The 22786-nt window shown below is 43.0% G+C and carries 21 protein-coding genes; 1 reads left to right on the top strand and 20 read right to left on the bottom strand.

The features are described 5' to 3' along the window. Nucleotides 1-14: 14 nt before the first annotated feature. From EDD69_RS03685 to EDD69_RS15225, 8 genes are all read right to left on the bottom strand, one after another. Entirely contained in the window at nt 15-935 is a 921-nt protein-coding gene (locus EDD69_RS03685) for a LysM peptidoglycan-binding domain-containing protein (RefSeq protein ID WP_132947614.1), read from the bottom strand. A gap of 94 nt (nt 936-1029) precedes the next feature. Then, complete coding sequence (gene hemL, locus EDD69_RS03680; RefSeq protein ID WP_132947613.1) at nt 1030-2325, bottom strand: glutamate-1-semialdehyde 2,1-aminomutase; 1296 nt, start codon at nt 2323-2325, stop codon at nt 1030-1032. 15 nt (nt 2326-2340) lie between these two features. Further along, nucleotides 2341-3318, bottom strand: a complete 978-nt coding sequence (gene hemB, locus EDD69_RS03675; protein ID WP_132947612.1) for a porphobilinogen synthase — start codon at nt 3316-3318, stop codon at nt 2341-2343. A 9-nt stretch (nt 3319-3327) separates the two neighbouring features. Next, the gene (locus tag EDD69_RS03670) at nt 3328-4077 is read right to left on the bottom strand and encodes a uroporphyrinogen-III synthase (RefSeq protein ID WP_132947611.1); all 750 of its coding nucleotides are present in this window, start codon (nt 4075-4077) and stop codon (nt 3328-3330) included. Then, nucleotides 4077-5006 carry a hydroxymethylbilane synthase gene (gene hemC, locus EDD69_RS03665; RefSeq protein ID WP_132947610.1) on the bottom strand — a complete coding sequence of 310 codons (930 nt, stop codon included), beginning with the start codon at nt 5004-5006 and terminating at the stop codon, nt 4077-4079. The genes EDD69_RS03670 and hemC overlap by 1 nt, the downstream gene beginning before the upstream one ends. A gap of 20 nt (nt 5007-5026) precedes the next feature. Beyond that, entirely contained in the window at nt 5027-5848 is an 822-nt protein-coding gene (locus EDD69_RS03660) for a cytochrome C assembly family protein (protein WP_132947609.1), read from the bottom strand. A 16-nt stretch (nt 5849-5864) separates the two neighbouring features. Then, on the bottom strand, nt 5865-7199 hold the full coding sequence (hemA, locus tag EDD69_RS03655; protein WP_132947608.1) for a glutamyl-tRNA reductase: 1335 nt from the start codon (nt 7197-7199) through the stop codon (nt 5865-5867). 153 nt (nt 7200-7352) lie between these two features. Beyond that, complete coding sequence (locus EDD69_RS15225) at nt 7353-7514, bottom strand: hypothetical protein (protein ID WP_165871719.1); 162 nt, start codon at nt 7512-7514, stop codon at nt 7353-7355. 103 nt (nt 7515-7617) lie between these two features. Here EDD69_RS15225 and EDD69_RS03650 point away from each other — a divergent pair, with 103 nt between their 5' ends. Further along, nucleotides 7618-8097 carry a LiaI-LiaF-like domain-containing protein gene (locus EDD69_RS03650; RefSeq protein WP_132947607.1) on the top strand — a complete coding sequence of 160 codons (480 nt, stop codon included), beginning with the start codon at nt 7618-7620 and terminating at the stop codon, nt 8095-8097. Nucleotides 8098-8146: 49 nt separating this feature from the next. On the opposite strand, the gene yihA is transcribed toward EDD69_RS03650, so the two are convergent. The 12 genes from yihA to ilvC all read right to left on the bottom strand — a co-directional run bounded on the left by yihA (nt 8147) and on the right by ilvC (nt 22785). Then, nucleotides 8147-8728 carry a ribosome biogenesis GTP-binding protein YihA/YsxC gene (gene yihA / locus EDD69_RS03645; RefSeq protein ID WP_132947606.1) on the bottom strand — a complete coding sequence of 194 codons (582 nt, stop codon included), beginning with the start codon at nt 8726-8728 and terminating at the stop codon, nt 8147-8149. Then, entirely contained in the window at nt 8725-11049 is a 2325-nt protein-coding gene (gene lon, locus EDD69_RS03640; protein WP_132947605.1) for an endopeptidase La, read from the bottom strand. Before lon ends, yihA begins: the two co-directional genes overlap by 4 nt. Before the next feature lie 125 nt (nt 11050-11174). Then, nucleotides 11175-12833: an ATP-dependent protease LonB gene (gene lonB / locus EDD69_RS03635; RefSeq protein WP_132947604.1), complete on the bottom strand. Its 1659-nt coding sequence runs from the start codon at nt 12831-12833 to the stop codon at nt 11175-11177. 111 nt (nt 12834-12944) lie between these two features. Next, a complete protein-coding gene (gene clpX, locus EDD69_RS03630; RefSeq protein WP_132947603.1) occupies nt 12945-14207 on the bottom strand; it encodes an ATP-dependent protease ATP-binding subunit ClpX in 1263 nt (420 codons plus the stop codon). 213 nt (nt 14208-14420) lie between these two features. Further along, nucleotides 14421-15707 (bottom strand): trigger factor, encoded by a 1287-nt coding sequence (tig, locus tag EDD69_RS03625; RefSeq protein ID WP_132947602.1) that lies wholly within the window; start codon nt 15705-15707, stop codon nt 14421-14423. Between the two features lie 132 nt (nt 15708-15839). After that, a complete protein-coding gene (locus EDD69_RS03620) occupies nt 15840-16760 on the bottom strand; it encodes a tetratricopeptide repeat protein (RefSeq protein WP_243643033.1) in 921 nt (306 codons plus the stop codon). 36 nt (nt 16761-16796) lie between these two features. Further along, complete coding sequence (locus tag EDD69_RS15220) at nt 16797-16940, bottom strand: hypothetical protein (RefSeq protein WP_165871718.1); 144 nt, start codon at nt 16938-16940, stop codon at nt 16797-16799. 125 nt (nt 16941-17065) lie between these two features. Further along, complete coding sequence (gene leuD, locus EDD69_RS03615; RefSeq protein WP_132947601.1) at nt 17066-17650, bottom strand: 3-isopropylmalate dehydratase small subunit; 585 nt, start codon at nt 17648-17650, stop codon at nt 17066-17068. A gap of 11 nt (nt 17651-17661) precedes the next feature. Beyond that, entirely contained in the window at nt 17662-19077 is a 1416-nt protein-coding gene (leuC, locus tag EDD69_RS03610) for a 3-isopropylmalate dehydratase large subunit (RefSeq protein WP_132947600.1), read from the bottom strand. 15 nt (nt 19078-19092) lie between these two features. Next, entirely contained in the window at nt 19093-20208 is a 1116-nt protein-coding gene (gene leuB, locus EDD69_RS03605) for a 3-isopropylmalate dehydrogenase (protein ID WP_132947599.1), read from the bottom strand. 14 nt (nt 20209-20222) lie between these two features. Continuing rightward, on the bottom strand, nt 20223-21773 hold the full coding sequence (locus EDD69_RS03600; protein ID WP_132947598.1) for a 2-isopropylmalate synthase: 1551 nt from the start codon (nt 21771-21773) through the stop codon (nt 20223-20225). After that, nucleotides 21760-22785 carry a ketol-acid reductoisomerase gene (gene ilvC, locus EDD69_RS03595; protein WP_132947597.1) on the bottom strand — a complete coding sequence of 342 codons (1026 nt, stop codon included), beginning with the start codon at nt 22783-22785 and terminating at the stop codon, nt 21760-21762. The genes EDD69_RS03600 and ilvC overlap by 14 nt, the downstream gene beginning before the upstream one ends. Nucleotide 22786: the final 1 nt, after the last annotated feature.

The following is a 22786-nucleotide window of genomic DNA, read 5'->3' as shown; positions in this document are numbered from 1 at the left end:
CTTCCCTTATACTCTTATACTCTGCTAACAGACGGTGCAGGAATATATAACAATTGCCCTTGATGAACGTCTGCGGTGCTTTCGAGGTGATTCACACGCAACAATTGTTGAACAGATAGATCGTAACGCTCGGCAATCTTGTCCAGCGAATCCCCTGGTTGAACGATGCAAATTTTTAACTGTGAAAAATCATTTCCTTGTTCTTTCTCAAATAATTTTGTTAAATAAAGAGCATTTTCATTGCGTTTTTCGTTTATTTCATTTTCTCGCCCTTTTACTTCAAGCTGGAACGTCTTTTTTTGTATTTCTTCTTTCTCTTCTATTTCGATGTTTTCTTCTGTTTCGATTTGTTCGTTTGTTACGTTTTCATCTTCTTCAAGCAACCAAGCATCATCTTCTTGATACGCTTCTTTGCGGGCGATCACTTCAAACGGTTCAAACTCTGTGAACGCATCATTGCCCTCTTCTAACCAATCGTTCTCATCTTGCTCATCTTGCTCTCCTTGCTCTTCGTTTCGTTCATCCGCCTCTTCCATCACAATACCATGGATCGCTACTTCGGCTGTCAACCGCAGCTGATGATCGTTCAAATCGTAGTCAAATGATTCGATGAACACATATACATCTTCCAAATCAGCAACGCGTTCTTTCGGAACCATCACATCAATCGGAAAATGATGCAAAAACTCATGAACATCGTCTTCACGCACATTCACTTGCTCAATGTAACGTGAAACATCCATGAGATCTTCCCTTTCTTCTTGTTCCGTCTCTCCCTTTTCATATTCTCCCGTCAATTCTAATACGCCACGAATATTTACATATTCCTCTTGTTCTTCAATTGTAATAATCGGTTGTAACGAAATCGATAAAAATTGATCGACTTCATGTTCCCGTCGAAAAGCAACCAACTCTTCAAGCGAAAAACGCAACATATTGATCCTCGCCCTCCTAAACGCCCAAATTTTTATGACATTACCACTGTTATGCAAACAGCATTCAAAATATGCAAATGAAAAAAGCGACGCCTTATAAGGCATCGCTAATTTTCGCAAACGCTTTTCGAGCTGCTTCGATCGTTTTTTCAATATCTTCATCGGTATGCGCGGTTGAAAGGAACATTCCTTCAAATTGGGAAGGTGGAAGGAAAATTCCTTGATCCGCCATTTCGCGATAATAAGCCGCAAACAAATCTAAATTCGATGTTCTTGCTTTTTCGTAATTGGTCACTTCCTCATTTGTGAAGAAGAAACCGATCATCGAACCCGCTTGATTAATTGTATGTGGAATGTTGTATTCTTTTGCCGCTTCGCTTAACCCTTCTGCTAAACGATTCGCTTTCCGTCTGAATTCTTTATACGTTTCTGGTGTCAGTTGCCGCAATGTTTCGTATCCTGCTGTCATCGCCATCGGATTTCCTGATAACGTTCCCGCTTGATAAATTGGCCCGCTTGGCGCAATTTTCTCCATAATTTCTGCTTTACCGCCGTACGCGCCAACCGGAAGGCCACCGCCGATGACTTTGCCAAGACACGTTAAATCTGGAGTTACGCCATAGTATCCTTGTCCGCTATAATAGTCGACACGGAAACCGGTCATGACTTCGTCAAAAATTAAGAGCGCTCCATATTCTCTCGTCACCTCACGCAACCCTTCTAAAAAGCCCGGTTGCGGCGGCACGACTCCCATATTTCCTGCCACAGGTTCAACAATCACCGCAGCGATGTCCTCTCCAAATTTTTCAAACGCATAACGAACGCTTTCTAAATCGTTGTACGGGACCGTAATCGTATGCTGAGCAACGGACTCCGGTACCCCAGGGCTATCTGGCAATCCGAGCGTTGCCACACCTGAACCCGCTTTAATTAAGAGTGAATCGCCATGGCCATGATAGCATCCTTCGAATTTCACAATTTTATTTCGGCCTGTATAGCCGCGCGCAAGCCGCAATGCGCTCATCGTCGCTTCCGTTCCAGAGCTCACCATGCGAACAATTTCAATCGAAGGAACGCGCTCAATGACCAGTTTCGCCAATTCATTTTCGATGAGCGTTGGTGCGCCAAAACTCGTTCCTGTTTCCGCCACTTTTTTAAGCGCTTCAACTACTTGATCATTCGCATGGCCTAAAATAAGCGGCCCCCATGATAATACGTAATCAATATATTCATTGCCATCAATATCATAAATTTTTGACCCTTTTCCCCGCGCCATGAAAATCGGATTCATCTTAACAGCTTTGAACGCGCGAACAGGGCTATTGACTCCCCCAGGCATTAGTTGAACGGCTTCTTGATACGCTTCTTTTGAACGTTCGTAGCTTCGCATGCTTCTTCCTCCCCTTTACTCTTTTAACCAACGCGCCACATCTTTTGCAAAGTACGTTAAAATCAAATCCGCACCTGCCCGCTTCATGCTTGTTAGCATCTCAAGTACGACCGCTTTTTCATCGATCCAACCGTTTTGCGCCGCCGCTTTTACCATCGAATATTCACCGCTTACGTTATAGGCGACGATCGGTAGATGGAAATGATTTTTTAAATCGCGAATAATGTCTAAGTAAGACAACGCCGGCTTGACCATGAGGAAATCGGCGCCTTCAAGCGTATCGGACTCCGCTTCACGAAACGCTTCCAATCGATTCGCCGGATCCATTTGATACGTTTTGCGATCGCCGAATTTCGGTGAACTATGTGCCGCATCGCGAAACGGACCGTAAAACGCAGACGCATATTTAACAGCATAAGACATAATTGGAACGTGTGTAAAACCTGCTTCATCCAACGCATAACGAATCGCCGCAACGAAACCATCCATCATGTTCGATGGCGCAATAATGTCAGCACCTGCTTTCGCTTGGCTGACAGCTGTTTTCGCAAGCAAATCAAGCGTTGGGTCATTTAAAATTTTTCCTTCTTCCACAATGCCGCAATGGCCATGGCTCGTATATTGACATAAACATGTATCCGCAATGACCACTAAATCAGGAAACGTTTCTTTTATTTTCCGGATTGCCTTTTGCACAATCCCATGGTCATGATAGGCTTGCGAACCAACTTCATCCTTCTCGTTCGGCACTCCAAAAACAATGACCGATTTGATCCCGAGATCCACCGCTTCAGCAAGATCCTCGATTAAGTAATCGAGCGATAATTGATAGACGCCCGGCATCGATGCCACTTCATTTTTTTTCTTTTCCCCTTCAACGACAAAGACAGGATAAATGAAATCTTCGACATGTAAATGCGTTTCGCGCACCATCGCACGCAAATTGGCTGTTTGACGCAAACGACGATGACGAGCAAATTGTAATTCTTTCATTTTATCACCTCATTTAAAGTAATCGTTCATCGCTTCGATCATGCCATCGATCGTATATGTATGCGGACAAATATCAACGCGCATGCCGAGTTCATGCGCAGTCTGTTTGGTAATTGGTCCGATGCAGGCAATCGCAACATCTTTCAACCATTGATCAAGCGGACAGCCATCCAGCAATTCCATAAAATTTCGAACCGTTGATGAACTTGTGAATGTAATCACGTCTAGCTCCTTCTTTTCCAGCAAACGAATAAGCTCTTCTTTGGCCGCTTTGTTGATGCTTGTTTCATAAACGATGAAATCGGTCACTTGGGCAAATGATTGCAGCTCATTTCGCAATGTCTCTCGCGCTAAATTGCCTTTGACAAGCAAAACGCGCTCTCCTTTTTGCACATGTTGTTTCATCGCTTCTGCTAAGCTTTCCGCCACAAACTCATCCGGAACGAGGTCGATAGGCCCCCACTTTTTTTGTAAAGCTTGCGCTGTTTTCTCACCGACAGCTGCCACTTTCGGCCTTTTTTCTTCAGCCGGTGATCCGGCCAATTCAAAAAAATATTTCACGCCATTTTGGCTTGTAAACACGATCCAATCGTATTCATTCCAATGCGCTAACACCGTTTCATCGATTTGCTGCGGCAGCGAAGTTTGAATGAGTGGAACTTCAACCGGCAACGCGCCTTGTTCTTTTAATTTTGCCGAAAAGGATTTCGCTTGTTCCCTCTCCCGTGTCACTAACACCTTTTTCCCCCGTAACGACATTACGACATCCCCTTTAACACTCGTTCGATTAACTCTTTTCCTCCGCGAGCAATCAGACGATCGGCCGCTTCATTGCCAACTTGCTCTGGATCTTTTCCGATCACCGTTTCTTTTAAAATTTCTTTCCCATCCGGTGTCGCCACGAGCGCGGTTAGCACAATTTCGCCGCCTTCATTCATAAACGCGTAGCCAGCGATCGGGACTTGGCACCCTCCTTCAATTTTATGTAAAAATGCACGCTCGGCCCTCACCGCTTGCGCCGTCGTTTCATCGTTTAGCTTCGCAAGCCAAGAAAGCAGTTCTTCATCTCCTTCTCGGCATTCAATCGCCAACGCGCCTTGTCCAACAGCAGGAAGGCACACGCTTGGCTCCAAATATTCCGTGATCACATCTTTTGCCCAGCCCATGCGATGAAGCCCTGCCGCCGCAAGAATGATCGCATCGTATTCATCTGTTTTCAACTTCGCTAATCTCGTGTCGATATTGCCGCGAATCCACTTAATTTCAAGATCCGGACGAAGCGAAAGAAGCTGAGCAGAGCGACGTAAACTGCTCGTCCCTACAATCGCCCCGCTCGGCAACTGAGCAAACGGAACATGGTCTTTTGAAATGAGCACATCGCGATGATCTTCTCTAACTGGGATACATCCGATCATTAACCCTTCTGGTAAAACGGCTGGCATATCTTTCATGCTGTGGACGGCAAAGTCGATTTCGCCATCCAGCATCGCTTGTTCAATTTCTTTCACAAACAATCCTTTGCCGCCCACTTTGGACAGCGTAACGTTTAAAATTTGGTCCCCTTTTGTCACGATTTCTTTTATTTCAAACTGAAACGGCGCGCCTAGCTGTTTCAGCTTTGTAATCACCCAATTTGTCTGGGTTAAAGCGAGCTTGCTTCGCCGTGAACCGACAACAATTTTTCTCATTTTTCTTCCTCCAACAATCACTAAAAATGAAATTGTGATAGTGTACCAAATAAAAAGAAATTCACCAATAAAAAGAGAAACGAACCGATGTTCCAAAATGCCATCTCTTTCCCTTGGACTCCTTGAACAATTCGCTTATAAAAATAGAAACCGTATGCCGCTAAAACAGAAAACGAGCCAATGACCTTTGCGTCATACCAAGAAAAATGGTCTACTTTCATATATGCCCAAACAACACCTAAAAGCAAACCTAAAAGCAAAATCGGTAAACCGATTCCGTTTAAAATGTAAGACATATCGTCCAACTTGGCTAAATCCCCTAGCCGCAACAGGCGCTTTCCCCATTTTTTCTTCTTTAGTAAATTATACTGAATTAAGTATAAAAGAGAAAAGATAAACGAAAGCGAAAACGCTCCATACGATAAAATCGCCATCGTAATATGGATCATCAGCAGCTCTGACATTAATCGCTCAGCGATTCCCGCTGACGCGTGCTGTGCGGGGGCAAAGGTATGCAACGCAAGAATAAAAAAGGCAAGCACATTCGTGAAAAAGACGATAAAATCGACGCGCAACAAACGATTGATTGCAAGCGATAATGTGATTAAAATCCAAGCATAAAAAGAAAGACCCTCCACAAGCGTCAGCACAGGAAATCGTCCCGTTTCAATCATCCGCTCAATGAAGAAAAACGTCTGCATTCCCCAGACAATAGAAAGCAACCAGAAGGCTATGCGATTCGCCTTCCGGTTGTGATGCAAAAAGTCAATAAAATAAAACAGGACAGATGATGCATGCAAAAGGAGCGATAATTCGTACCATCTTGTCATATTCTCAATCATCGAACAATTTCCTTTCTCATGATTGGAAAGATGGCTCGATCGCCTGTTTCTTTGTACAGCTATTGCGTTCGCGCTGCTGTTTTACTTCCTCTTCAATATTAAAAATTTTCATAAATAGTTGAAGCGCTTCTTCCGCATTTTCTTCCGCAGCTAATTCTTTCGCACGCAAAATCGGATCGCGCAACAATTGGTTGACGATGCTTTTCGTATGTTTATTTAACACTTTTTTATCCCGTTCTGATAAATGCGGCAATTTCCGTTCTAAACTTTTCATCGTTTCTGCTTGAATGGCCATCGCTTTCTCACGCAACGCCGCAATCACCGGAACAACGCCAAGCGTGTTGAGCCATTGTTGAAACTCATCCATTTCTTCCGCAATCATTTGCTCAATTTGCGCGGCCGCCTTTTTCCGTTCTTCCAAATTCGCTTGAACAATTCCTTCTAAGTCATCAATATCGTACAAGAAGACGCTGTCCAACTCCGCTAAAGCAGGATCTAGATCGCGCGGAACAGCAATATCAATCATGAAAAACGGACGGCCTTTGCGCATTTTTTCCACAACCGCCATCATTTCTTTCGTGACAACATATTCTTTCGCGCCAGTGGAACTAATTAAAATGTCCGCTTCTAAAAGCGCACATTGCAGCTCTGAAAGCGGTTTTGCGTTTCCTGAAAAACGTTCCGCAAGCTGCTGTGCTTTTTCAAATGTTCGATTGACGACGGTCACCTTTTTCACGCCGCTCCCATATAGATTTTGCAGCGCCAATTCGCCCATTTTTCCCGCGCCTAAAATGAGTACGTGTTTATCAGACAAATCGCCGAAAATCTTTTTCGCTAATTCAACGGCCGCATAGCTCACCGACACCGCGTTGGCTCCGATTTCCGTTTCCGAATGCGCGCGCTTTGCAAGCGTAATCGCCTGTTTAAATAATTGTTTAAACACCGTGCCTATTGTGTTTTCTGCTTGTGCAAGAAGAAAGCTTGAACGAATTTGTCCAAGAATTTGCGTTTCACCAAGGATCATCGAATCTAACCCACAGGTAACGCGAAACAAATGCTCAATCGCTTCTTGTTCTTCATATATTTTTAAATAAGGCACGAATTCTTCTTTATCAAGATGAAACCAATCCGCTAAAAACGATTTTATATAATAACGCCCTGTATTTAATTGATCGACGACAGCGTAAATTTCCGTGCGATTACATGTCGAAACAATGACGTTTTCTAAAATGCTTTTTTGTTTTTGTAGCGCTTTCATTGCCTCTGACAATTCTGCTTGGTTAAACGTCAATTTTTCACGAATTTCAACAGGGGCTGTTCGATAGTTCACGCTTACAACAACTGTATACAAATCCCATCACCCTCGGAGGTCAAAATTATCTCATCCTATTATAGCACGTCTACCATTTATTTTTTTGTTAAAAATGTGAACACAATTTGACAACTTTTTATATTTAGCAAAAATTACAGAAATTGTTGTCGTTCACCATCCGTCTTTAGTAAACTAGTGAACAGGTGTTGCTACTATATATGATAAGCTTAATTTTCCGACATAAACAAGCTTTTCTGCCACTTCTCCGAACGAAAACGCCATCAGACAAACGAATCTGTCTGTCATGCGTTTTACGTTCGGAATCGGCATGCTTCTAGCATGCCGGGGCGGCAAGAAAAATCTTGCCGCCTATGGCAGAAAAGCGGTCTTCTATTCATGATGTGTCGAAAACTCAACTTGAATCTATATAGTGTCGCATGGAATTGGGGGAATTTCAATGAAAAAACGTGGAATTTTTTCTGGCATTCTTTTGACTGGATTCGGACTTTATTTTTTATTTGAACGACTATCGTTATTTCCAATGCTTCATACGTGGCCAACATTGCTTCTGATCATCGGCATCGCCTTGCTTGGACAAGCATATATCGGAAAAGAATATGCAAATATTTTAGCTGGTATCGTATTAGTCGGATTAGGTTCCCATTTTCATCTCATCACATTGTTTCCGACATGGCCAAACGATATCAGTATGTTTGTTCTCATCATCGCGATCGGCCTATTGTTTCAATATCAAAAAACAAAACAAGCGCTATTGCCAACCATTCTTTTTTTCCTGCTGGCCGCTGCTTTTTTATTTTCTAATCAGTTGAAAAACGCGACAAACCTCTTTACCACTGGCATTGAATCGCTATTGAACTTCTGGCCGCTTGCGTTTATCGTTCTCGGATTGTATTTATTGTTTGTAAAGAAAGCGTAATTATTCCATAAAAAGAAAATGTGGGCATATCACCCACATTTTTCGTTTTTTATATCCATTTTTGCAGCGCTGCCCATGCTTCATCTTTACCTTGACCTGTTTCTGCTGAGAAGATGATCAGTTCATCTCCTTCGACGATGTTTAATTTCTCTTTGACCACTTTCGCATGCTGTTTCCATTTGCCGCGCGAAATTTTATCCGCCTTCGTCGCAATGACGATCGTTGGAATCTCATAATGCTTTAAAAACTCATACATCATGACATCATCGTTTGTTGGCTCATGGCGCAAATCGATAATCAACACGACCGCCTTCAACTGTTTGCGAGTCGTAAAATACGTTTCAATCATCTTTCCCCAAGCTTCGCGCTCTTTTTTCGATACTTTCGCAAAGCCGTAGCCGGGAACATCGACAAAATAAAACGCCTCATTGATGCGATAAAAGTTTAACGTTTGCGTTTTCCCCGGCTTTGATGAAGTGCGCGCAAAATTTTTTCGGTTAATCATTTTATTAATAAACGACGATTTTCCAACGTTGGAACGCCCCGCTAATGCAAACTCAGGCAAATCGCCTGCCGGATATTGTTCTGGTTTCACGGCGCTAATGACCATTTCTACACTTGTAATTTTCATCTCTTTTCACCTACCAATGCATGTTCCAATACTTCATCCAAGTGTGAAACGAGAACAAATTGCAAGTTTTTCTTCACTACATCCGGAATTTCCTCTAAATCTTTTTCATTTTCTTTCGGTAAAATGACTTTTTTCAATCCCGCACGATGCGCGCTTAACGTTTTTTCTTTCACTCCGCCGATCGGCAACACGCGACCGCGCAACGTAATTTCTCCCGTCATGCCGACATGTCGGCTCACAGGCCGGCCCGTTAACGCTGAAATTAAAGCGGTTGCGATCGTAATGCCGGCAGACGGCCCGTCTTTTGGAACCGCTCCTTCTGGGACGTGAATATGAATGTCGTTTTTCTCATGAAATTCAGGATCGATGTTTAACTCTTTTGCCCGCGAACGAATGTAGCTAAATGCCGCTTGTGCCGATTCTTTCATCACATCGCCAAGCTGCCCTGTCAATATTAATTTTCCTTTTCCAGGCGCCAATGACACTTCGATCGCGAGCGTATCTCCCCCTGCGGTCGTGTACGCTAACCCAGTGGCGACGCCGATTTGGTCTTCTCGCTCTGCCTGACCGTAATGATATTTTGGCTTTCCTAAAAATTCGCTTACATTCTTTTCGGTGACAATGACTCGCTTCCGTCCTTCAGAAACGATGATTTTCGCTGCTTTTCGGCAAATCGCTGCCAACTGGCGCTCTAAGTTGCGCACGCCTGCCTCACGCGTATAGTAGCGAATGATTTGCATAAGTGCCTCATCGCGAACTTGTAACATTCCTTTTTGCAAACCGTGTTCTCTCATTTGTTTTGGCAATAAATGTTCTTTTGCGATGTGCAGCTTTTCTACTTCTGTATATCCCGCAATTGTAATGACTTCCATTCGATCTAACAATGGACCTGGAATGGTGGCCAACGTATTCGCTGTTGCGATAAACATCACTTTCGATAAATCATAAGGTTCCTCAATGTAATGATCGCTAAATGAATGGTTTTGTTCCGGATCCAATACTTCAAGCAACGCTGCAGATGGATCGCCGCGAAAATCACTCGACATTTTATCAATTTCATCTAACAAAAAAACAGGATTAATCGTTCCAGCTTTTTTCATTCCTTGAATAATGCGCCCCGGCAATGCACCGACGTATGTGCGACGATGTCCGCGAATTTCTGATTCATCGCGCACTCCACCTAAAGAAATACGAACAAAATTTCGATTGAGCGATTTAGCAATCGAACGAGCGAGTGATGTTTTTCCGACCCCAGGCGGACCGACTAAGCAAAGAATCGGACCTTTTAACGACTTCGTTAATTGTTGAACGGCTAAATATTCAAGCACGCGTTCTTTTACTTTTTCAAGCCCATAATGTTCCTCGTTTAAAATTTTCTCCGCGCGATGAATATCGTGAATGTCTTCCGTTTGTTTCGTCCAAGGAAGCGCAATGAGCCAATCTAAATAGTTGCGAATGACGCTGCTTTCTGCAGAGCTTACAGGAATTTTTTCGTATCGTTCCAACTCTTTTAGCGCTGTGGCTTTCACATGTTCAGGCATGCCGACTTGTTCAATTTTTTCTTTTAACGCTTCAACTTCGCCTGCTTTTCCCTCTTTTTCCCCTAATTCTTTTTGAATCGCCTTCATCTGCTCACGCAAATAGTACTCTTTTTGCATTCGGTCCATCGATTGTTTCACGCGCTGGCTAATGCGTTTCTCTAGATTGAGAATTTCTTTTTCGTTATGGAGAATTTCAATCATTTTATGAACGCGTTCTTTCACATTGACCGCTTCAAGCAGCTGTTGTTTTTCTTCTAATTTAAGAGGCAAGTGAGAGGCGATAATATCCGCCATGCGCCCTGCTTCATCAATGTCCATAATCGACGTATAAATATCGGCTGAAAGCTTTTTTGAAAGCTTTATGTATTGCTCAAAATATTCGAGCATTGTTCGTCTTAATGCTTCAAGCTCCATATCATGCTCAATATCATCCACAAATTGTTCAACTTGCACCATGTAGCACGTGTCATCTTCTAAACATTTTAAAATTTTTCCGCGTGAAATTCCTTCAACTAAAACGCGGAATGTACCGTTCGGAAGCTTCAAAAGCTGTTTCACGCGCGCGACCGTTCCCATTTCATATAAATCATCTAACTCTGGATCTTCCACTTCAACATCTTTTTGCGAGGTCAATAAAATGAGATGATCGTTAACCATTGCTCGCTCTAGCGCTTGAATCGATTTTTCTCGCCCGACATCCAAATGCAACACCATCGTCGGAAAGACGAGCAATCCTCTAAGCGGCAGAAGCGGAATCACCTTGCTTTTTTTTCTCGCCATAAATAAACCGCACCTCCATATTGCTTCTATTGCCCTATTGTATAGCACAGAAAAACATTTGTAAAATCATACATGATCGATCGCAAAAAATCGACTTCAACCCATCCGTCGAAGTCGATTCTAAATTAAATTTGCTCTGTTTTTGGCAAATGAGGAATGGAAGGAATCGCTCGATTTTGTTCGCGAAAAACAAAGGAAAATACATCCCGAACATGATCGACTGGAACAATTTCAATATCTATAATTTGCCGCAAAATGGATTGCATATTTTCGCGCGGAATGATGACCGTTTTCACTCCCGCCTGCTTAGCTGCTTTTACTTTCGGAAAAATTCCACCAACTGGTTTTATGTTTCCATGTATACCAATTTCCCCTGTCATCGCGATCAGCGGATCAATCGGCAAGCGATAAACAGCTGAATAAATGCCTGTTGCCATGGCAATCCCAGCAGACGGGCCATCAATCGGAATGCCGCCAGGAAAATTAACATGAATATCGTATTGATCAGCAGGAACTCCCATCGCCCGTAAAACGGTGATCACGTTTTCAATAGATCCTCTAGCCATGCTTTTGCGACGAATCGATTTACCCTGGTTTCCGATACTTTCTTCCTCAACAATGCCCGTAATGTTAATTGTTCCTTTTTCTTTCGTAGGCAATACCGTCACTTCGATTTCAAGCAATGAACCCATATTCGGACCATAAACGGCTAAACCATTCACTAAACCAACTTTCGCTTCGTTGCCAACTTTTTTTTCAGATCTTGGGGATAGTTGACTCGAATGAATCACCCACTCAATATCTTGCCGCAAAATTTTAGAACGGTTTTCGGAAATGACCATTCCCGCGGCAATTTGCAGCGTATTGACTGCCTCCCGTCCATTCCGAGCATACGACGATAATTCAAGCACGGCTTGTTCTTCGATTGGCAATTTTACTTTTTCAGCTGCTTTTCGAATAATTTGGGCAATTTCATCTTGATCTAATTCACGAAAAAACACTTCCATACAACGCGAGCGAATGGCAGGTGGAATTTCATTCGGTGTTCGTGTCGTCGCTCCGACAAGACGAAAATCAGCGGGCAACCCATTTTGGAAAATATCGTGAATGTGATTAGGGATTTGCGGGTTTTCTTCGCTGTAATAAGCGCTTTCAAAAAACACTTTTCGATCCTCTAATACTTTTAACAGTTTGTTCATTTGAATCGGATGAAGCTCGCCAATTTCATCAATAAATAATACCCCGCCGTGGGCATTTGTGACCGCTCCTTGCTTCGGTTGCGGAATGCCCGCTTGGCCCATTGCCCCCGCTCCTTGATAAATCGGGTCGTGTACAGAGCCAATGAGCGGATCAGCAATTCCCCGTTCATCAAAACGTGCCGTCGTTGCATCCAACTCAACAAATACCGCATCTTTGCGAAAAGGGGAAAGCGAATTTTTTTTCGCTTCCTCTAGCACTAATCGTGCAGCGGCTGTTTTTCCAACACCCGGAGGACCATAAATAATCACATGTTGCGGATTTGGTCCGCATAATGCCGCCTTTAACGCCTTTATGCCATCTTCTTGTCCAACAATATCATCAAATGTTTTTGGCCTCACCTTTTCAGCTAAAGGCTCGGTCAAAGAAATCGAGCGCATCTTGCGGAGCTGCTCCATTTCTTTACGCGCTTCTTTATCAATCGTAATCTTTTGCGTTCGTTGACTTTTTAATAAATTCCAAAAGTAAAGTCCGATGACAATCCCGAAAAAAAGCTGAATCAGTAGAGCAATATTGGTCCAATTCATCAAAATTCCTCCTGCACGCGATTTTTTTAGTATGTATAGTATCCCCGTGCAATTAGTCAAATAAACAAAAAAAGATCGACTTTCCGAACTGGAAAATCGATCTTTTCTTCGTTATGCAGAAGTTTTTCTTTCTTGCACAACAACCGTTCCATCGCGAAGAACGAGCGTTGGCTCTTTTTCTCCTCTCACCGTTTCAGCTGTAATGATGCATTTTTGAACATCGGTGCGAGAAGGAAGTTCAAACATCACATCGAGCATAATTCCTTCGATGATCGAGCGCAAGCCGCGCGCACCCGTTTTTCGCTCGATCGCACGTTTGGCAATTTCGCGCAACGCTGCTTCTTCAAACTCAAGTTCAACATTATCTAATTCAAGCATTTTTTGATATTGTTTGACGAGCGCGTTTTTCGGTTTCACTAAAATTTCCACAAGCGCATCTTCATCTAATTGCTCAAGGCTTGTGATGACCGGAAGACGTCCGACAAACTCTGGGATCAGACCGAACTTCAACAAGTCTTCAGGCAACACTTTGGAAAGAAGGTTTTTTTCATCGACGTCTCCTTGTGCTTCTGCCCCGAAACCGATCACTTTTTTACCGAGACGGCGTTTAATGATCGTTTCTAATCCATCAAACGCTCCGCCGCAAATAAATAAAATGTTGGTTGTATCAATTTGAATAAACTCTTGATGCGGATGTTTTCGGCCGCCTTGTGGCGGAACGCTTGCAATCGTTCCCTCTAAAATTTTTAAAAGCGCCTGTTGCACACCTTCGCCCGATACGTCACGCGTAATTGAAGGGTTTTCAGATTTGCGCGCAATTTTATCAATCTCATCGATGTAAATGATTCCTTTTTCTGCTCGTTCGATATCGTAGTCAGCAGCTTGAATGAGTTTTAATAAAATGTTTTCAACGTCTTCACCGACATACCCAGCTTCTGTTAACGATGTTGCATCGGCAATGGCAAACGGAACGTTTAAAATGCGTGCTAACGTCTGGGCAAGCAACGTTTTACCGCTTCCTGTCGGTCCGATCATTAAAATATTGCTTTTCGATAGCTCGACATCATCGATTTTACTGTTGGAGTTGATTCGTTTGTAATGGTTATATACAGCAACAGAAAGCGCTTTTTTCGCCGCATCTTGCCCGATGACATACTCGTCTAAAATTTGTCGAATCTCTTTCGGCTTTGGCACATCTTTAAATTCTACTTCTTCCTCGGTACCTAACTCTTCTTGCACAATTTCTGTACACAATTCAATACACTCATCGCATATGTACACACCCGGACCTGCAACGAGTTTACGCACTTGTTCTTGCGTTTTTCCGCAAAACGAACACTTCAACTGCCCTTTTTCATCATTAAACTTAAACATTATGTCACCCCTTGTTATCTTTTTCTCATGCGTCCATATGTACGAAAACCCAACTAAAAAAAACGTTATGTATTCGTCATTTTATCATAATTTGCTATCATTATGCCAACAAAAAAGAAAAATGTGTGCGAAAAGTTAGAAAATTTAACCTTAGATGAAAATATGATGAAAGAACAAGGCACGACAACGCGCACCTTGTTCTTCACATCATTATTATGCAACAACTTTGCTATTTTCTACAAGGAAATCGATCGCTTTTCTTAATTTCAAATCTTCTTTTAAGCCTTCAAGACTGCCTAACATGGATTTTAATTTTTCCACTTCTAAATTGTACATTTTCGCCATTTCTTCAAGTTCTTTGTTGATTTCTTCTTCTGTTACTTCAATATTTTCCGCTTTCGCGATTGCTTCTAATGTTAATGTAGCGCGAACGCGTTTTTCTGCTTCTTCTTTCATTTGTTCACGCAATGCCGCTTCATCTTGTCCAGAGAATTGATAGTACAATTCAAGATTTAATCCTTGCATTTGTAAACGTTGTTCGAATTCGCGAAGCATGCGATCTGTTTCGTTTGTGATCATCACGCTTGGAATATCGATTTCTGCGTTTTCTGCTGCTTTTTCTACTAATGCATTGCGAAGAGCAGCTTCTGCTTCTTCTTTTCTAGCTTTTTCAAGGCGCTCTTTGATTTTTGCTTTTAATGCATCAAGCGTTTCTACTTCTTCATCAACGTCTTTTGCAAATTCATCATCGAGCGCTGGAAGTTGTTTTGTTTTAATTTCATGAAGCTTAATTTTAAATACCGCTGGCTTTCCAGCTAATTCTTCCGCATGATATTCTTCAGGGAATGTCACGTTAATTTCTTTTTCTTCTCCCGGCTCCATGCCGATTAATTGATCTTCAAATCCAGGAATAAATGTGCCTGAACCGATTTCTAAAGAGTAGTTTTCCGCTTTTCCGCCTTCGAACGCTTCACCGTCAACAAAACCTTCGAAGTCAATGATGACAGTATCGCCATTTTCTACTTTTCCTTCTTCTTTCACAACCAATTCTGCATGGCGTTCTTGTAAACGTTTTAATTCGTTTTCAACATCTTCGTCTGTTACTGTATCGTTCATTTTTTCGACTTCAAGTCCTTTATATTCGCCTAGTTTTACTTCTGGCTTCACTGTTACTTTCGCTTTGAAGATTAAGCTTTTTCCTTTTTCCATTTGCTCGATGTCGATTTCCGGACGATCCACTGGTTCAATTCCTGTTTCCTCTACTGCTTTTGCGTATGCCTCTGGCAATAAAATGTCTAACGCATCTTGATAAAGCGCTTCAACGCCAAAACGCTTCTCGAATAAAGCGCGCGGTACTTTCCCTTTACGGAAACCTGGGATTTGAACTTTCTTTACAACTTTCTTAAAAGCAGCGTCTAAGCTTTCGTTTACCTTTTCAGCGTCAACCTCAACCGTAAGGACCCCTTGGTTACCTTCAAGTTTTTCCCATTTAGCTGACATACAAATTCCCTCCAACATAAAAATTCAATATTCATAACTACCACATATATGTAGGCGTGCATGAAATACATATGTGCAATACAACCACTATATTATACCATACTAACGGTTACTTTCAACAGAAAGCCTGCTTTAAAAAAAAGAAATATCTTCTATTTTTTGAATTTCTTCAATAAGCGGATGAAGCGCTTCCGTTTGCTGCCCCTGACATTGCTGCACAAATGCATATAACGCTTCCGCCCACTGTTCGGCAGGAAATTCGTCAGGAACAAACGGGTACATCATATATAAATAACGAAGCCAAATGCTCTTCACCCATTCATATAAACTAGGATTTTGTTGCGTAAACTTGTTTTCAACAATGCTTAACACTTCATCTGCAAATGCGGCTTGTTCATTCTCATCGAGCTGAATGGGAGAACATTGCATCATCTTTCCAAACTTTTGAATGGTGACGACCTGCTTCACTTGCTTGCTCATCAGCAAGCGCAAGATCATCGTTTTGACAAAAGGGTGCTTTCTCTCATCGCTTAAATAGTCGTTTAAAACTGGAACAATCGGTTCAATATATTTATTTTCCAGCTGTTTGATGATTTGCACATGCTGCTCCCAATCATCTTGTTCCAAAAGAGAGCTAGTCAACTGTTTGATTTCATTTTCTGCTGAAGAACGGCAAATTTTTTTACTGAACTCGAGCAACGGAAGAAAAGGGGTACAGTCTCTTCCTTCCTTCTGCAACCGTTCAATCGTCGCAATCACTTCATCGTATTGCTGTAAATGAATCAATATGGATAAGTAGAGAGACCAATCTCCTTTTCCTTGTTCAAGAAGCGCTTGGCATCTCTTTTTTGCTTCCTTTGCTTCTCCAAGCTCAAAAAGACAAACAACCATCGCGAGTTCCAGATCGGCATCGTCTGCGTCAAATTGCTTCGCTTGCTCAAGCCATTCATACGCTTCCTTATACCGCTTGGCTTGCAGCGCCTCCATTCCCTTTTCCAAAAGGCGCTCTTTTAAATGAGGAAACGGGACGATTTTTCCTTTTTTCTCTTTCACCGTCGTTCCACCTTCATGCAAATTTTGCTTTTCAGTTTAACAATCTTTTTTGTCAAACTCAAGTATATATGATAAGCTTAATTTTCCGACATGAACAAGCTTTTCTGCCATTTCCCCGAACGAAAACGCCATCAGACAAATAAATTTGTCTACCATGCGTTTTACGTTCGGGATCGGCATGCTTCTAGCATGCCAGGCGGCAAGATTTTTCTTGCCGCCTATGGCAGAAAAGCGGTCTTCTATTCATGATGAGGTATGTTGGAAACTCAACTTGAATTTATATAGAAAAACACCCTTGACATACGTCAAGGGCGTGATTTTTCGTATTCAACAATGTATGGTTCATACACAAACGTTAAATCGATTTCGTCCCAACCTTTTAAAAGCAACTGTTTTCGATATGGATCAATTTCAAATGTGCGGCGAAATCCCTCTTCGTCATAAACGGCTTGTTCCTCAAGCGAAATCGTTAATTCGTAATCAGCAGCTTCCGCTTTTTTCAACAAATATTCGACATCTTCTTTTGCTAGTTTAATTGGAAGCAAACTATTTTTTAAACAGTTGTTATAAAAAATATCCGCAAACGAAGGAGCAATGATCGCTCTAAAGCCATAATCAAGCAGCGCCCACGGTGCGTGTTCACGCGACGAACCGCAACCGAAGTTTTCATTCGCCACTAAAATGGTCGCACCCGCATTTTCAGGGCGGTTTAACTCGAAATCGGGATTTGGCTTGTTTTCATCTATATAACGCCAATCGTAAAAAAGGAACTGACCGAAACCGGTACGCTCAATTCTTTTTAAAAATTGTTTCGGAATGATTTGATCCGTATCGACATTGGCTCGATCCAAACCGGCTACTTTTCCTTTATGAACAACAAACGGCTCCATACTATTCCCCCTTATCGCACCGCTTCTTTTTGTAATGTGCGCACATCAACAAAATGGCCGTAAATGGCCGCAGCCGCTGCCATCGCTGGACTGACAAGATGCGTGCGCGCTCCTTTCCCTTGTCTTCCTTCAAAATTGCGGTTGGATGTGGATGCACAGCGCTCTCCTTCCGGAACGACATCCGGATTCATACTTAAACACATGCTGCAGCCGGAATCACGCCATTCAAAGCCCGCATCGATAAAAATTTGCGCCAATCCTTCTTCTTCCGCTTGTTTTTTCACTTGTTGCGAGCCCGGAACGACTAGCGCACGCACGCCGGGAGCGACTTTTTTTCCTTTTACTATTCGCGCCGCCTCTCGCAAATCGCTCAATCTTGAATTCGTACAGGAACCGATAAACACGTGCTGCACCGCCACTTCCGTAATCGGAGTTCCCGGTGTAAGCCCCATATATTGAAGCGCCAGCCGCGCTGCTTTTTGTTCCGTTTCCGTCGCAAACTGTTCCGGGAACGGAATCGTTTCATCGATGGCAATGCTCATCCCCGGCGTTGTTCCCCATGTCACCGTCGGAGCAATTTCGCTACCATCGATTTCTACTACTTGATCATACACCGCTCCTTCATCCGTTCGCAGTTGCCGCCACTTTTCTACCGCTTTTTCAAACGCTTCGCCTTTCGGAGCGTATTTGCGTCCTCGCAAATACTCGAATGTCACCTCATCCGGACTGACTAACCCCGCTCTTGCTCCTGCTTCAATCGACATGTTGCAAATCGTCATTCTCTCTTCCATTGACATGTTTCGAATAACGTCCCCTGTAAATTCAAGAACGTACCCTGTTCCAAAATCGACGCCAAATTTGCGAATAATGGCTAAAATCACATCTTTCGCTGATACGCCAGGGGTTAGCTTTCCCGTTACGTTGACTTGCATCGTTTTTGGACGATGTTGCCATAACGTTTGCGTTGCCAATACATGTTCGACTTCGCTTGTGCCAATTCCAAAAGCGAGCGCGCCAAACGCTCCATGCGTCGATGTATGGCTGTCGCCGCAAACGATCGTCATTCCTGGCTGAGTTAGCCCAAGTTCAGGTCCAATGACGTGGACAATGCCTTGTTCAGGGCTATTTAAATCGGCAAGAGGAATGCCGAATTCACGGCAGTTTCGCTCAAGCGCGGTCATCTGGTTTTTAGCTACTTCATCTTCTATAACAAAACGGTTGACGGTCGGAACGTTATGATCCATCGTCGCAAACGTTAAATCAGGTCTGCGCACTTTTCGTCCTTTTTGCCTTAATCCTTCAAACGCTTGCGGCGATGTTACTTCATGAATTAAATGTAAATCGATATATAATAAATCCGGCTTTCCTTCTTCACGATACACGACGTGCTCTTCCCAAATCTTTTCAACAATCGTTTTGGGCGCCAATGGATTCACCTCCGATCACACATACACTTGCATAATATTTTCGATCGCCGCATCGTCTAAAATCGCTGCTTTAATTTCCGATACCATTTCACTCGTTGAAACAACTCGCTTTCCTGCTTGCGCAACATCGGCTGTACGGTAACCGGCTGCCAATACTTGCTCCACCGCTTTTTCAATCGCATCGGCCTCTTCATTCATTCCAAATGAGAAACGAAGCATCATCGCGGCTGATAAAATCGTTGCAATCGGATTCGCTTTATTTTGACCAGCGAGATCCGGAGCGGAACCATGAATCGGTTCGTAAAGCGCCGGTCCCGTCATAGACAAGCTTGCTGATGGCAGCATTCCAAGCGAACCTGTCAACATGGACGCTTCATCGCTTAAAATATCGCCAAACATATTCTCTGTCACAATCACATCAAATTGTTTTGGATTGCGAATTAATTGCATCGCGGCATTATCGACAAGCATATGTTCAAGTTCGACATCCGGAAAACGTTTGGCCACTTCTTCCGCAACTTCTCGCCACATTCGACTCGATTCTAGTACGTTCGCCTTATCGACAGATGTTACTTTTTTCTTGCGCCGTTTCGCCAACATAAATGCCGCTTCAATGATGCGCTTTATTTCTTCACGTTTATAAAACAATGTATCGACAACGGCTTCTTCCCCTTGCTCCACTCGCCGTTCGCTCGGTTTACCAAAGTAAAGCCCGCCCGTTAATTCACGCACAATCATAAAATCAACATTTTGAATGACCGTTGGCTTTAACGGAGATGAATCAACTAAACTTTCATAAAACTTTACCGGGCGCAAGTTAGCAAACAAATTCATTTCCTTTCGAATTTGAAGCAATCCTTTTTCCGGGCGTAAATGCGGCGGATTTCGATCCCATTTCGGTCCGCCGACCGCTCCAAGCAGCACTGCATCGCTCTTTTTGCACATTTCTAACGTTTGATCAGGAAGAGGAGTTCCTTCCTGATCAATCGCTTCTCCGCCGATTAACCCATAAGAGAAATGAAATTGATGATGAAAACGGTCGCCAATGGCCTTTAAAATTTCAACGGCTCCCTTCGTCACTTCTTTTCCAATTCCATCTCCAGGCAAAACCGCAATCCGATATTCTCCCATTTTGTCCTCCCCCTTTATGATTGCGCTGCAACTTGTGCTTGCTCTTCACGCATTTTTTCGATGACAAACATCCGATTGACTGCGTTAATATATGCCTTCGCTGACGCTTCAAGCACATCTTGAGCAGTGCCGCGCCCGCTCACTTCTTTTCCATGAAGCGAAATTTTCACAAAAACTTGCGCCAGCGCATCACGTCCGCTTCCGACGGATTCAATTCGATAGTCTAGTAAAGTGACAGGAAGTTGAATGCATTTTTCCAACGTATTGTAAAGCGCCTCGACGCTTCCTGCTCCAGTCGCCGCTTCTTGAATTTCTTTTCCTTCGCCGTCTTTCAAAACGACAACAGCTGTTGGAATTTGATTCGTTCCATATTGCACTTGAATCGATGACAATTGATAAAAATCTTTATAGCTATCTAATTTTTCATCTAAAATAAGGGCGATTAAATCGTCGTCTGTAATATCTTTCTTTTTATCCGCCAATTCTTTAAAGCGAACAAATAAACGATTCACTTCTTCTTCCGACAATGAATAACCTAATTCATGAATGCGGGTGCGGAATGCATGGCGCCCCGAATGCTTGCCTAGCACCATTGAATTGGACTGCACACCAACTAATTCCGGCGAAATAATTTCATATGTTGTTTTTTCCTTTAAAACGCCATCTTGATGAATACCCGATTCGTGAGCAAATGCGTTTTTGCCCACAATCGCCTTATTCGGCGGAACAACCATCCCCGTCAACTTGCTGACAAGATTGCTCGTTCGTTTAATTTCTTGCAAATTTAATCCTGTTGTTGCCTGATAATAGTCTTTGCGAATATAAAGCGCCACAGCCACTTCTTCTAATGCGGCATTCCCAGCTCGCTCGCCAATTCCATTGATCGTTCCTTCGATTTGGGTTGCGCCATGTTCAATCGCTGCGAGCGAATTGACAACCGCCATCCCTAAATCGTCATGACAATGAGCAGATAAACTAACTTTTTCAATATTCGGAATATTCTGTTTTAAAAAGGTGAAAATCTCGCCATATTCTTTCGGCGTGATGTAACCAACCGTATCAGGAATATTGATGACGCTTGCTCCCGCTTGAATGACTTCAGAAATAATTTTCGCCAAAAACGGTAAATCGCTTCGACATGCATCTTCTGCTGACCATTGAACAATCGGAAAATATTTTTTGGCATAGCGAACCGCTTCCACTGCGGTTTCAATGACTTGTTCCGGCGTCATTCGCAATTTATATTTCATATGGATCGGGGAAGTGGCAATGAAAAGATGAAGCCGCGGCTCCACTCCCCCTTTTAACGCCTCCCACGCCGCATCGATATCCGCTCGAACAGAGCGTGATAATCCTGTCACCGAACAACGTTGAATGGTTTCAGCAATCGTTTTTACAGATTGAAAATCACCTTTAGAAGCGGCAGGGAAGCCCGCCTCGATGATATCGACACCGAGGCGTTCCAATTGCCGAGCAATTTCTAGTTTTTCATGCAAGTTTAAATTGACACCTGCCGATTGTTCACCATCGCGCAACGTTGTATCAAAAATGTTAATTTTTCGCACTAGCCGTCACCACATCTTTCTGTTTTGAATTTACAAACGGCATCATTTTTCTTAATTCACGTCCAACCACTTCGATTAAATGTTCATTTTCACGGCGATTGATCGCATTGAATTCCGGACGATTGGCTTGATTCTCTAAAATCCACCCTTTTGCAAACTTTCCTGTTTGAATGTCCTCCAACACTTTTTTCATTTCTGCTTTTACGGACTCATTAATAATGCGTGGTCCTGAAATGAAGTCACCCCATTGCGCCGTATCCGAAATTGAATAGCGCATACCAGCAAGACCGCCTTCATACATAAGATCAACGATGAGCTTTAGTTCATGTAAACATTCAAAATAAGCGATTTCTGGCTGATATCCTGCTTCAACAAGCGTTTCAAATCCAGCTTTCACAAGCGATGTTAATCCCCCGCAAAGAACAGCCTGCTCACCAAATAAATCTGTTTCTGTCTCTTCTTTAAACGTTGTCTCAATGACACCCGCCCGAGCAGAACCGATCGCTTTCGCGTAAGCAAGCGCCGTTTCTTTCGCTTCGCCTGTCACATCTTGATAAACGGCAATTAACGCAGGCACTCCAGCCCCTTCTGTATAGGTGCGACGCACTAAATGACCAGGACCTTTTGGAGCAACTAAAAACACATCGACATCGTTTGGCGGAACAATTTGATTAAAATGAATATTGAATCCATGCGCAAACACGAGCGCATTGCCCGGCTGCAATTCTGGTTCAATTTCCTCTTTATACACTTTCGGTTGATGTTCATCTGGAAGAAGAATCATAATAATGTCGGCTTGTTTTGCTGCTTCACGCACCGGCAAAACAACAAATCCGTCTTGCTCTGCTTTTTCCCATGATTTTCCCTTGCGTAAACCGATGACAACATCGACACCGCTTTCGCGAAGATTAAGCGCATGAGCATGACCTTGCGATCCATACCCGATGATCGCTACCTTTTTATTTTGCAAGTATGCTTCGTTTGCATCGCCATTGTAATATACCTTTACCATA

The sequence above is a fragment of the Thermolongibacillus altinsuensis genome, assembly GCF_004341205.1.
In the GTDB taxonomy this organism is placed as follows: domain Bacteria; phylum Bacillota; class Bacilli; order Bacillales; family Anoxybacillaceae; genus Thermolongibacillus; species Thermolongibacillus altinsuensis.
This window is presented reverse-complemented; position numbering and strand designations above follow the sequence as displayed.